The organism is Rhodococcus sp. NPDC127593, assembly GCF_042671975.1.
Taxonomy (GTDB): Bacteria; Actinomycetota; Actinomycetes; order Mycobacteriales; family Mycobacteriaceae; genus Rhodococcus_F.
In genome coordinates this window covers 1-10744 of record NZ_JBHXWI010000124.1, presented here as the reverse complement: position 1 = coordinate 10744, position 10744 = coordinate 1, and the positions used below count along the sequence as shown (strand labels likewise).

The 10744-nt window shown below is 68.3% G+C and carries 15 protein-coding genes; 13 read left to right on the top strand and 2 right to left on the bottom strand.

Features of this window, described 5'->3' with window-relative positions; all coding sequences use genetic code 11:
* From ACFVJ3_RS48385 to ACFVJ3_RS48375, 3 genes are all read left to right on the top strand, one after another.
* A partial coding sequence (locus ACFVJ3_RS48385; protein ID WP_378458853.1) for an acyl-CoA dehydrogenase family protein occupies positions 1-189 on the top strand: 189 nt, incomplete at its 5' end.
* Positions 186-944, top strand: coding sequence for a 3-oxoacyl-ACP reductase FabG (fabG, locus tag ACFVJ3_RS48380; RefSeq protein WP_164062969.1), 759 nt, complete (start codon positions 186-188; stop codon positions 942-944). The genes ACFVJ3_RS48385 and fabG, both read left to right, overlap by 4 nt.
* 3 nt (positions 945-947) lie before the next feature.
* On the top strand, positions 948-1937 hold the full coding sequence (locus tag ACFVJ3_RS48375) for an NADPH:quinone oxidoreductase family protein (RefSeq protein ID WP_378458852.1): 990 nt from the start codon (positions 948-950) through the stop codon (positions 1935-1937).
* Here the strand turns inward: ACFVJ3_RS48375 and ACFVJ3_RS48370 are convergent.
* Complete coding sequence (locus ACFVJ3_RS48370; protein ID WP_005251449.1) at positions 1934-2392, bottom strand: SRPBCC family protein; 459 nt, start codon at positions 2390-2392, stop codon at positions 1934-1936. The two genes, ACFVJ3_RS48375 and ACFVJ3_RS48370, sit on opposite strands and share 4 nt — an antisense overlap.
* Before the next feature lie 119 nt (positions 2393-2511).
* On the opposite strand from ACFVJ3_RS48370, the gene ACFVJ3_RS48365 reads away from it, so the two are divergent.
* The 4 genes from ACFVJ3_RS48365 to ACFVJ3_RS48350 all read left to right on the top strand — a co-directional run bounded on the left by ACFVJ3_RS48365 (position 2512) and on the right by ACFVJ3_RS48350 (position 6199).
* Complete coding sequence (locus ACFVJ3_RS48365) at positions 2512-3132, top strand: TetR/AcrR family transcriptional regulator (protein WP_378458851.1); 621 nt, start codon at positions 2512-2514, stop codon at positions 3130-3132.
* 99 nt (positions 3133-3231) lie between these two features.
* Entirely contained in the window at positions 3232-4443 is a 1212-nt protein-coding gene (locus ACFVJ3_RS48360) for an acyl-CoA dehydrogenase family protein (protein ID WP_378458850.1), read from the top strand.
* Positions 4440-5465, top strand: coding sequence for a phosphotransferase family protein (locus ACFVJ3_RS48355; protein WP_378458849.1), 1026 nt, complete (start codon positions 4440-4442; stop codon positions 5463-5465). The genes ACFVJ3_RS48360 and ACFVJ3_RS48355 overlap by 4 nt, the downstream gene beginning before the upstream one ends.
* Complete coding sequence (locus ACFVJ3_RS48350; protein ID WP_378458848.1) at positions 5462-6199, top strand: SDR family NAD(P)-dependent oxidoreductase; 738 nt, start codon at positions 5462-5464, stop codon at positions 6197-6199. Before ACFVJ3_RS48355 ends, ACFVJ3_RS48350 begins: the two co-directional genes overlap by 4 nt.
* Here the strand turns inward: ACFVJ3_RS48350 and ACFVJ3_RS48345 are convergent.
* A complete protein-coding gene (locus ACFVJ3_RS48345) occupies positions 6196-6747 on the bottom strand; it encodes a ribulose 1,5-bisphosphate carboxylase large subunit (RefSeq protein WP_378458847.1) in 552 nt (183 codons plus the stop codon). The genes ACFVJ3_RS48350 and ACFVJ3_RS48345 overlap by 4 nt on opposite strands.
* 94 nt (positions 6748-6841) lie before the next feature.
* Between ACFVJ3_RS48345 and ACFVJ3_RS48340 the strand changes: the two genes are divergently transcribed.
* From ACFVJ3_RS48340 to ACFVJ3_RS48315, 6 genes are read left to right on the top strand one after another with little or no spacing between them, the layout of a single operon-like run.
* The gene (locus ACFVJ3_RS48340) at positions 6842-7345 is read left to right on the top strand and encodes a methylated-DNA--[protein]-cysteine S-methyltransferase (RefSeq protein ID WP_378458846.1); all 504 of its coding nucleotides are present in this window, start codon (positions 6842-6844) and stop codon (positions 7343-7345) included.
* On the top strand, positions 7345-7836 hold the full coding sequence (locus ACFVJ3_RS48335) for an RNA polymerase sigma factor (RefSeq protein WP_378458845.1): 492 nt from the start codon (positions 7345-7347) through the stop codon (positions 7834-7836). The genes ACFVJ3_RS48340 and ACFVJ3_RS48335 overlap by 1 nt, the downstream gene beginning before the upstream one ends.
* Positions 7833-8435, top strand: a complete 603-nt coding sequence (locus ACFVJ3_RS48330) for a methylated-DNA--[protein]-cysteine S-methyltransferase (protein ID WP_378458844.1) — start codon at positions 7833-7835, stop codon at positions 8433-8435. The genes ACFVJ3_RS48335 and ACFVJ3_RS48330 overlap by 4 nt, the downstream gene beginning before the upstream one ends.
* Positions 8432-9142: a 2OG-Fe(II) oxygenase gene (locus ACFVJ3_RS48325; RefSeq protein ID WP_378458843.1), complete on the top strand. Its 711-nt coding sequence runs from the start codon at positions 8432-8434 to the stop codon at positions 9140-9142. The genes ACFVJ3_RS48330 and ACFVJ3_RS48325 overlap by 4 nt, the downstream gene beginning before the upstream one ends.
* A 5-nt stretch (positions 9143-9147) precedes the next feature.
* Positions 9148-9804, top strand: coding sequence for an alpha-ketoglutarate-dependent dioxygenase AlkB family protein (locus tag ACFVJ3_RS48320; RefSeq protein WP_378458842.1), 657 nt, complete (start codon positions 9148-9150; stop codon positions 9802-9804).
* Positions 9801-10652: a DNA-3-methyladenine glycosylase family protein gene (locus ACFVJ3_RS48315; protein ID WP_378458841.1), complete on the top strand. Its 852-nt coding sequence runs from the start codon at positions 9801-9803 to the stop codon at positions 10650-10652. The genes ACFVJ3_RS48320 and ACFVJ3_RS48315 overlap by 4 nt, the downstream gene beginning before the upstream one ends.
* The last annotated feature ends 92 nt before the right edge of the window (positions 10653-10744 follow it).

Below are 10744 nucleotides of genomic sequence, written 5' to 3'. Positions count from 1 at the left end.
CGGGCGATTCAGGTGCACGGTGGGGCGGGGGTCACCGACGACTTCCCGCTCGCCATGGCCTGGGCGCACCTGCGCACGCTGCGCCTGGCGGACGGACCGGACGAGGTCCACAAGATGTCCATCGCGAGAAGAGAACTGCGTAAATACCGTACGAAGACCGAGAACAATCAGCATGGAGGAAACAAGTGAGCCAGGAACGTAGAACCGCCATCGTCACCGGATCCGCCCGGGGAATCGGTGCCGCCGTCGCGAAGCGGCTGGCCGACGACGGCTACGCGGTCGCCGTCCTCGACCTCGACGAGGCCGCGTGTGCCGGCACCGTCGACGCGATCAAGTCCGCCGGCGGCGAAGCGCTGGCCGTGGGCGCGAACGTCGCCGACGAGGCGTCGGTCGCTGCGGCTGTCGAGCGGGTGGCGAATGAACTGGGCGCCCCGACGATCCTGATCAACAACGCCGGAATCACCCGCGACAACCTGCTGTTCAAGATGACCGTCGACGACTGGGACGCCGTGATGAACGTGCACCTGCGCGGTGCGTTCCTGATGTCGCGGGCCGTGCAGAAGTACATGGTGGACGCCAAGTTCGGGCGCATCGTGAACCTCTCGAGCACCTCTGCGCTGGGTAACCGCGGGCAGGTCAACTACTCGGCCGCCAAGGCCGGCATGCAGGGCTTCACCAAGACGCTGGCATTCGAGCTCGGCAAGTTCGGCGTCACCGCGAACGCGATCGCGCCCGGCTTCATCGAGACCGAGATGACCGCCGCGACCGCCGAGCGGGTGGGTGTCGGCTTCGAGGACTTCAAGAAGGCGGCGGCGTCGCAGATCCCGGTGAACCGCGTCGGGCAGCCCGAGGACATCGCGCACACCGCGTCGTTCTTCGTCAGCGAGGGCGCCGGATTCGTGTCGGGTCAGGTCGTCTACGTCGCCGGTGGACCGAAGGACTGATCGATGAAGGCGTGGCGTGTACACGAATTGGGGCAGCCGAGGGACGTTCTGACGTTCGAGGACGTCCCCGACCTCGAACCGAAGCCGGGGGAGTTGCTCGTCAAGGTGCTCTCGGCGGCCGCCAACTTCCCGGACGTGCTGTTGTGCCGCGGTGAGTACCAGATCAAGCCGCCGCTTCCGTTCACTCCCGGTGTGGAGCTGTGCGGCGAGGTGGTGGGCCTGGGCGAGAGTGTCACCGAGTTCTCCATCGGCGATCGGGTGATCGGCATGCCGAGCCTGCCGAACGGCGGGTTCGCCGAGTTGGCCGTCATGTCCTCGGCCACCGCGTTCCCCGCTCCGGAGGCCCTCGACGACGCCGAGGCGTCGGCGCTGTCGATCGGGTACCAGACGGGATGGTTTGCGCTGCACCGCAGGACGCAGATCCAGCCCGGCGAAACCCTGCTCGTGCAGGCTGCGGCAGGTGGTGTGGGCAGCGCGGCCGTGCAGCTGGGTAAGGCGGCAGGCGCCAAGGTGATCGGCGTCGTCGGCGGGCCCGAGAAGGCGGCCTACACGCGGGAACTCGGTGCCGACCTGGTGATCGACCGGCACAGCGAAGACTTCGTCCAGGCAGTGAAGGACTTCACGGACGGTCGCGGTGCCGACGTCGTGTTCGATCCGGTGGGCGGCGACTCCTACATGAAGTCCACCAAGTGCATCGCGTTCGAGGGCCGCATCATCGTGATCGGATTCGCGAGTGGCACCATCCCGTCGCCCGGGCTGAACCATGCGCTGATCAAGAACTACTCGATCATCGGGCTGCACTGGGGGCTGTACAACGCCTACAACCCCGCCGCGATCCGGGAGTGTCACGAAGAGCTGACGAGGATGGCGGCGGCCGGCGAGATCAAGCCGATGATCAGTGAGCGGCTCGGGCTCACCGACGTCGCGGACGGCATCGCGCGACTCGGCGAGGGGACAACCGTCGGACGGCTGGCTTTCCTGCCCGGACGCTAGCGGTTGCGCTTCGCGTACAGCTCCTCGAGGTTGTGCCGCAAGGTCGCCTCGGTGTTCTTCACGGCCGTTTCGACGAACGGTTCGACGATGAGACCGAGGGCCTTGCCGGTGAGACCGCCGGGGAGTTTGTACGCGAAGTCCACGCTGATCTCGGTCTTGTCCTCACCGTGAGCGGTGAACTCCCAGGTGGAGGAGTTGGCGGCGCCGTCGAGCGACGCCAAGGTGATGACCCGGTCCTGCTCCCACTCGGTGACCTCGAGCCGGGACCGCAGCGTGCTGGGGCCGATGTGGATCGCGGCGTCGAATGTCGACTCCATCCCCTGGTCGAATTCCCCGATCGGACGGAACTCCGAGACTCCGAACATCCAGTCGGGGACCGTCCGGTAGTCGTCGATGTACGCGAAGGCCACGTGGATGGGCACGGCTGCGATCGCAGAGTGACGGACGTGGATCATCAGGTGGTCCCTGGCTCTCTGTCGGAGAAGGCTGTCGATCTGGGCGACCTCGTTCGACTCTAGTCAACTCCCGCGACCACAGCAGGGGAGCGGCGGGTGCCTGTTCTACCGTAGGACCCATGACGGTAGAGGGCACCCAGCGCGGTAGTTCCTGGCGTGAGTACACCGACCAGGGTTTGTCCAAAGTTCTGGCCGCGGCGCTGGCGGCGTTCGTCGAGAAGGGGTACGACGGTGCGTCGATCCGTGAGATCGCGTCCCGCGCCGGTCTGTCGGTCCCCGGTCTCTATCACCATTACCCCTCCAAGCAGGCGCTGCTGGTGGGGCTGACGAACGCGGTAATGCGCGAACTCCTCGATCGCAGCCACGCGGCGGTGGCCGAGGCGGGTCCGACACCGGGCGAGCGGTTCGACGCGGTCGTCGAGTCGCTGCTGCGGTTCCACATGTACCGGCGTGAGCAGGCCTTCGTCGCGTCCCGGGAGACGCGGAGCATGGAACCGGAGAGCCGGAAGGCGTACATTGCGCTGCGCGACGAGCAGCAGGAGATGCTGGACGACATCGTCCGCGAGGGGGTGGCGGCCGGGCTGTTCCGGACGCCGTTCCCGGAGGACGCGAGCCGTGCCGTCGTCACGATGTGCGTCGCGGTGTCCACCTGGTACCGGGAGGACGGGCCGCTGTCGCCCGACGAACTGGTCGAGCGGTACCTGGCGATCGCGAGGAGCACGGTCGGCGCGTCCGACTGAGTCTTGACCGGCTTCCGAACGTGTGGAATTGTCGGGGACGACTTCGACCGAGCGAGTGATCGGTCGGTACCGGAGTCGTCGTACTGACTGGAGGTAGTTGTGGCGATCGATCTGTCCTACGCACCCGAGGTGACCGCGCTCGTCGAGAAGACCGAGGCGTTCACCCGCGAAGTCGTGCTGCCCATCGAGGACGAGCACGGCGGCGACATCACAGCGGCCGGCGGCGACACCCTGCGCGTCGAGCTGCAGAAGGCAGCCAAGGACGCCGGTGTCTTCGCCCCGCACGCGCCCGTCGAGTACGGCGGGCACGGCCTGAACATGACCGATCGCGCGCCGGTGTTCGAGGCTGCGGGATACTCGCTGTTCGGTCCGACCGCTCTGAACATCGGGGCGCCCGACGAGGGCAACGTCCACATGCTCGCGCACATCGCCAGCCCCGAGCAGAAGGAGCGGTTCCTCGCCCCGCTGGCGCACGGCGACATGCGGTCGGCGTTCGCCATGACCGAACCGTCGCCCGGCGCCGGCTCCGACCCCTCGGCGCTGACCACGCGCGCCGAGAAGGTGCCGGGCGGGTGGAAGATCAACGGCCACAAGTACTTCATCACCGGCGCTGACGGCGCAGGGTTCTTCATCATCTTCGCCCGCACGTCCGGCGTTCCCGGCGACCGCGGCGGCGCCACGATGTTCCTCACGCCGGCCGACGCCGAGGGGCTGAGGGTGGGGCGTCACATCGACACCCTCGACCGGGCGATGATCGGTGGGCACTGCGAGGTGTTCTTCGAGGATCTGTTCGTCCCCGACAGTGGGGTCCTCGGCGAGGTGGATCAGGGATTCGCCTACGCCCAGGTCCGGCTCGGGCCCGCCCGGATGACGCACGTCATGCGCTGGCTCGGTGCGGCGCGCCGCGGCCACGACGTCGCCGTGGCCCACGTCGCGCAGCGTGACGGTTTCGGAGGCAAGCTGGGCGATCTCGGCATGGTCCAGAAGATGGTCGCGGACAACGAGATCGACATCGCCGCCACCCGGGCACTGTTGACGCGGGCGTGCTGGGAACTCGATCAGGGCGGCCACGCGAGCAACTCCACGTCCATCGCGAAGACCTACGCGTCCGAGGCCATCTTCCGCATCGTCGACCGCTCCATCCAGATGTGCGGAGGTCTCGGCGTGTCTGGCGACCTGCCCCTCGCCCGGCTCTCCCGCGAGGTGCGACCGTTCCGCGTCTACGACGGACCGTCCGAGGTGCACCGCTGGGCCATCGCCAAGCGTGTCGTGGGCGCCGCGAAGAAGGCTGCGAGGGAGGCGGGCGCATGACCGAACATCGTGGGCTCGATCTCGTTGCGCTGCGGAAGTTCCTGTCCGAATCGGACGTTCCCCTCGACGGTGAGTTGCGGGCCGAGTTGATCGCCGGCGGCAAGTCCAACCTCACGTACGCCATCTTCGACGACTCCTCGCGGTGGGTGCTGCGAAGGCCGCCCACCGCGGGGCTCACGCCCTCGGCGCACGACGTGGCCCGCGAGTTCCGCATCACCTCGGCGCTGCAGGGCACCGACGTCCCGGTGGCCGCCACCGTCGCGTTGTGCGAGGACGACAGTGTGATGGGCGCGTCGTTCACCGTGGTGGAACACGTAACGGGCCAGGTGATCCGGACCAAGTCGGATCTCGAGGCGCTGTCCGACGACGACATCGACTCGTGCACCGACGAACTGGTCCGGGTGCTCGGCGCGTTGCACAACGTCGACTACGACGCCGTCGGGCTGGGTGAGCTCGGCCGCCCGGACGGGTACGTGGCCCGGCAGGTCAAACTGTGGGCGAGCCAGTGGGGGCGGGTGAAGACGACGGACTCCGCGGACGTCGACCGCCTCCATGCCGCGCTGGTCGAATCGATTCCGCAGCAGTCGGAGTCGTCGATCGTGCACGGCGACTACCGCATCGACAACACCATCCTCGCGTCCGGCGACGTGAGCACCGTTGCGGCGGTCGTGGACTGGGAACTCTCGACCCTCGGCGACCCGCTCACCGACGTCGCCCTGATGTGCGTCTACCGGCATCCGGCTCTCGACCTGGTGCTCGGCGAACCGGCGGCCTGGACGAGCCCGCGTCTGCCGTCGGCCGACGATCTCGCACAGCGTTACACCGTGGCGTCGGGGCGCGAACTGGTCCACTGGAACTTCTACCTGGCGCTCGCGAACTTCAAACTCGCCGTCATCGCCGAGGGCATCAACCACCGCTACCGGGTCGGCGCCACCGTGGGTGAGGGTTTCGACAAGGCCGGCGACGCGGTGCCCGAATTCATCGCGGCCGGCCTGCGCGCCCTGAAAGGACAGACCGTATGAGTCGCACCGCACTGATCACCGGCGCCTCGCGCGGTATCGGACTCGGTATCGCCACCCGCCTCGCCGAGCAGGGGTACGGGCTGACGATCACCGCCCGCGATCGTGATCGGCTCGAGTCCGTGGCCGCCGACCTGCGGACCGCAGGCGCGAAGGATGTCGTCGTGGTCGCGGGGGACCTCGCCGACGAGGAGTCGGCGGGACGCGTCGTCGAGGCACATGCCGACGCCTTCGGTTCACTGAACGCGCTGGTACTCAACGCCGGGGTGGGAACCGCGGGCCCCATCGGCGAGTTCCCCCTGCACCGATTCGACAAGAGCCTCGGAGTCAACCTGCGGGCGCCGTTCAGCCTGCTGCAGCAGTCGCTGCCGCTGCTGCGGACCGGTGCGGCGGAGAACCCGGGACGTGGGTCCAAGGTCGTGGCCCTGGCATCGATCACCGGCGTGTACGCCGAGGCGGGGCTCGCCGTCTACGGGGCGACCAAGGCCGCGCTGATCTCCCTGACCGAGACGCTGAACGTGGAGGAGTCGGGCAACGGCGTCTCCGCGACCGCGCTCGCCCCGGCGTACGTCGACACCGACATGTCCGCGTGGATCCACGACACGATCCCGCCGGAGGCGATGATCGAGGTGAACGACATCGTCGAACTCGTCGACGCCCTGCTGCGATTGTCGTCGCGGGCGGTGGTCCCGAAGATCGTCGTCGGACGCGCCGGAACGGACGGCTACCGCGCCTAGTCCTCGTCCTCCTGGGCCTCGCCGCGCTTGCGGAAGAACTTGAACCCGGGGACGCCCTGGATCGCCTGACGCACGCCCTGGACCTCCTCGAGGAGCTGGTGGATCTCCGGCGACACGGTGTCGAGGGTGGCCAGGATCGGCAGCAGCCCCTCCATGCGCAGGGTCAGCTCCGGGAGGTGGTTCACCAACCCGATCGCGGCGTGAATCTCCTCCTCGGTGAGGTCGTCGACGAAGCGCTGTGCCAGTGGGGCGGCCTTCGTTGCCAGCGGCTCGTACAGACCGATGAGGGTCTGCGCCGACGCGGACGTGTCCCCGGCCGCGGAGACCACGGTGGCCGCCGCTTCCGCAACCGCGTTCGCCCTCGACACCGCGATCTCGGCGCCGTCGCTGATCGCCTCGATGCGGGAAATCAGCACCTCGACCTGGTCCAGGAGGGTGCCGATCCGGCCGGGAAGGGAGACGACGAGTTCAGCGGTATCCGCCGACCACCGGGCGATCCCGGTGACGGTACGCACCAGGTCGCGGGTGCCGAGTTGTACGAGAGCCATCGGCCCATCCTGCCTGATGCCTCACGCACCTCACGTTTCGGTCGTGGCAGACGTCTACCTTTCAGAGGCCCGCACACCTGGAAGGATTGGCACCGTGAATGCCGACCGAGCAGCACACGCAGTCATCGATTCACCGATCGGCCCCCTGACGCTGGTGAGCGTCGACGGGGTGCTGAGCGGCATCTACATGGTCGAACACCGGCATCATCCGAATCCCGCGACGTTCGGGGAGCGCGACACCGCAGGTTTCGACGAGACCACCACCCAGCTCACCGAATACTTCGACGGTCGGCGCACCGAGTTCACCGTCCCGCTCGCTGCGCGCGGCACCCTGTTCCAGCAACGGGTGTGGGACGCCCTGCGCACCATCCCCTATGGCGAGACGTGGACGTACGGTCAGCTGGCCGACTCACTCGGCACCCCGACCGCGGTTCGAGCGGTGGCGGCGGCGAACGGCAGAAATCCGATCAGCATCATCGTTCCGTGCCACCGCGTCATCGGGAGCAACGGCAACCTGACGGGGTACGCGGGCGGGCTCGACCGCAAACGGTTCCTGCTCGAACGCGAAGCGGAACGGGCGGGGCTCCGGCTGAGCTGATGACCCTGAAGCCGTTCGAAGACGTCGTGGCCGAGCACGGGCCGACGGTGCTGCGGGTCTGCCGGGCCGTCGTCGGTCCGGTAGACGCCGAGGACGCCTGGTCGGAGACGTTCATCGCCGCGATGCGGGCGTATCCCGACCTGCGTCCCGGGAGCAACGTCGAGGCGTGGCTGGTGACGATCGCGCACCGGAAAGCGCTCGACCACATTCGTGCGCGCGACCGGCGGCCCGTCCCCACCGACGAGCTTCCCGAACAGACCACCGACCGCGGACTTCCCGGCGGTCACGACCCCGAGTTGTGGAACGCGGTCGGCGCCCTGCCGATGAAGCAGCGGGCCGCGGTGGCGTATCACTACCTGGCCGGGTTGCCGTACGCCGAGATCGCGGTGATCCTCGGCAACTCCCCGGACGCGTCGCGGCGGGCCGCCGCCGACGGCATTGCCGCGCTACGCAAGACCCTCTCGATCTCTGTGAGTGGAGACATCACATGAACATCCCCGACATCGTCTACGCCCTGTCCACGTCGGACTCCGCGGTCGAGCAGAATCTGCGCGAGCGGCTCGCCGCCCTCGCCGCCGAGGCAGGGCTCCTCGACGTCGCGTACCGGACACTCGACACCCCCGTCGGTTCGCTTCTGCTTGCCGCCACAGATCGCGGGCTGGTGCGGGTCGCCTTCCCGAGCCAGGATCACGACGCCGTACTGCAGACCCTCGCCGAGCAGATCAGTCCCCGGATCCTGCGCGCACCGGCCCGGCTCGACCGGGTGGCCCACGAGATCGACGAATACTTCCTCGGCGAGCGCACAAGCTTCGACATCCCGCTGGATTTCAGGCTGTCCAAGGGATTTCGGCTCGAAGTTCTTCATCATCTTCCCGAGATCGACTACGGGCACACCGCAAGTTACGCCGCGGTCGCGGCGGCCGCGGGCAGTCCGAGAGCAGTGCGCGCGGTCGGAACGGCCTGCGCCCTCAACCCGCTCCCCGTCGTGGTTCCCTGCCACCGGGTGGTCCGCAGCGACGGCAGTATGGGCCAGTACGCGGGTGGGCCGGAGGCCAAGTCGATTCTGCTGACATTGGAGGCAGCGGCATGACTACCTTGACGCAACGCGTGGACGACTTGGATTGGCAGGGTCTCCACACCGAGACCGATGCCGCGGGATGCGCGCAATCGGAGCGGATCCTGACCGCCGAGGAGTGCGGGCAGATCGCGGACATGTACGAGGAGGTCGGGCGTTTCCGGTCGACCGTCGACATGGCCCGGCACCGTTTCGGCTCGGGACAGTACCGGTACTTCGACTACCCGCTACCGGAGGTCGTGGCCGAACTCCGTGCCGCCTTCTACCCGAAACTGCTTCCCGTGGCACGGGACTGGGCGGCCAGGCTGAGACATCCCTCGCCGTGGCCGGACACCCTGGACGAATGGCTGGGCATGTGCCACGACGCCGGTCAGAAACGGGCGACGCCGATCCTGCTCAGCTACCGGGCGAACGATTGGAACGCGCTGCACCGCGACCTCTACGGTGACCTGGTGTTCCCGTTGCAGGTGGTGATCGGCCTCGACCGTCCGGGAGTGGACCACGAGGGCGGGGAGTTCATGCTCGTCGAGCAGCGGGCCCGCGCGCAGTCCCGGGGCACGGTGACGACGCTGCAGCAGGGGCACGCGCTGATCTTCACCACCAGGGACAGGCCCGTGCGCTCGACCCGCGGTTGGTCGACGGGACCGGTACGGCACGGTGTCAGCACCGTTCGGCGCGGCACCCGCCGGACCCTCGGCCTGGTCCTGCACGACGCCGAGTAGCCGTGATGTCCGCCTTGATACCCCGGCCCCGAACTGTGGTGGCGCCCGGCGCCGTCCACGTCCCCGACTGGCTCACGCTGGACGAGCAGCGCCACCTGGTTACCGAATGCCGGCGCTGGGCCACCGCACCGGTCCCGATGCGGGCCGCGCAACTGCCGACCGGACACCGCATGTCGGTGCAGACGGTGTGCCTCGGCTGGCACTGGAAGCCGTATTCCTACTCGCGCACCGCCGAGGACGCGGGCGGTGGCCGTGTCGCGCCGGTGCCTGATTGGCTGGTCGAACTCGGCCGTCGGGCGGTGAACGAGGCCTACGGGCAGCCCGCCGACCGGTACACACCTGATGCGGCGCTGATCAACTTCTACGACGTCACCGCGAAGATGGGCATGCACCAGGACAAGGAGGAACGATCGGACGCACCCGTCGTGTCGTTGAGCATCGGCGATACGTGCACATTCCGCTTCGGCAACACCACCACCCGCACCAAGCCGTACACCGACGTCGAGTTGCTGTCGGGCGACCTCTTCGTGTTCGGTGGCGAGTCGCGCTTCGCGTATCACGGCGTGCCGAAAGTGTTTCCCGGCACGAGTGATCCGGACTGCGGACTGACCAGGGGCCGACTGAACATCACGCTGCGGGTGACGGGACTCGAGGACGCATGAGAGTCCAATTGGCGTACCGAGGCCCGTTCACCCATGCGCCGCTGTGGGGCGCGCTTCGCGCCCACACCGTGACCGGGCTCGAGCGACACGACCCCGACGGCACCCACACCCGGGTGGTGAACGGTCCGCACGGGCCCGCGCTGGTGTCCGTCGTCGTCCGTCCCGCCGACGGGTACGTCGAGGCGTACCTGACACCAGCGGATCCCGGAGACGTCGAGGCGCTGACCGCCGCGGTCCGCCGCTGGCTCGACCTCGACGCCGATCCGGTGCCGATCGACGCCGCGTTGAGCCGCCACCCGCAACTGGCTTCGCTGGTGGCGCTGCGTCCGGGTCTGCGGCGGCTGGGGAGCGTGGACGGGTTCGAGACAGCGGTTCTGACCGTTCTCGGACAACAGGTTTCGCTGGCGGCGGCCCGGACGTTTGGCAGCCGACTCGTGTCCGCGTACGGCCGGCCCGTCCACGACGGATTCTTCGCGTTCCCAGAACCGGAGACCTTGGCGGCGCTCTCACCCGAACAGTTGCGCTCGACTCTCGGCCTCACCGGCGCCCGGGCAAGGACGGTGCTCGCGCTGGCCGACGCGGCGTCCGACGGACTGAGCCTCGGCGCGGACACCGATCCGGCGGAGTTCCGGGCCGGTCTGCTCGCACTCCCCGGCATCGGTCCGTGGACGGCGGACTATCTGACGGTGCGGGTGCTGGCCGACCCGGACGCGTTCACACCCGACGACCTCGTCCTCAAACGCGCGCTGGGTGTCAGCACCGGCAGGCAGGCAGCGGAACTCGCCGAGTCGTGGCGACCGTGGCGGGCCTACGCGCTGTTCCACCTGTGGACGGACGAAGCTTATTAGTCCGAAGTTACTGCTATGAGAACGAGCGAACCCCCGGTTGAGCTGGGGGTTCGTGGTTTTCGGTTGTGGTTGTTCTGGCTACCTGACCGTGT

Coding starts and splice junctions, on each gene's coding strand:
- ACFVJ3_RS48365 (WP_378458851.1), top strand. CDS start 2,512: ATGACGGTAGAGGGCACCCAGCGCGGTAGTTCCTGGCGTGAGTACACC.
- ACFVJ3_RS48345 (WP_378458847.1), bottom strand. CDS start 6,747: ATGGCTCTCGTACAACTCGGCACCCGCGACCTGGTGCGTACCGTCACC.
- ACFVJ3_RS48335 (WP_378458845.1), top strand. CDS start 7,345: ATGACCCTGAAGCCGTTCGAAGACGTCGTGGCCGAGCACGGGCCGACG.
- ACFVJ3_RS48375 (WP_378458852.1), top strand. CDS start 948: ATGAAGGCGTGGCGTGTACACGAATTGGGGCAGCCGAGGGACGTTCTG.
- ACFVJ3_RS48350 (WP_378458848.1), top strand. CDS start 5,462: ATGAGTCGCACCGCACTGATCACCGGCGCCTCGCGCGGTATCGGACTC.
- ACFVJ3_RS48325 (WP_378458843.1), top strand. CDS start 8,432: ATGACTACCTTGACGCAACGCGTGGACGACTTGGATTGGCAGGGTCTC.
- ACFVJ3_RS48320 (WP_378458842.1), top strand. CDS start 9,148: ATGTCCGCCTTGATACCCCGGCCCCGAACTGTGGTGGCGCCCGGCGCC.
- ACFVJ3_RS48330 (WP_378458844.1), top strand. CDS start 7,833: ATGAACATCCCCGACATCGTCTACGCCCTGTCCACGTCGGACTCCGCG.
- ACFVJ3_RS48355 (WP_378458849.1), top strand. CDS start 4,440: ATGACCGAACATCGTGGGCTCGATCTCGTTGCGCTGCGGAAGTTCCTG.
- ACFVJ3_RS48315 (WP_378458841.1), top strand. CDS start 9,801: ATGAGAGTCCAATTGGCGTACCGAGGCCCGTTCACCCATGCGCCGCTG.
- ACFVJ3_RS48370 (WP_005251449.1), bottom strand. CDS start 2,392: ATGATCCACGTCCGTCACTCTGCGATCGCAGCCGTGCCCATCCACGTG.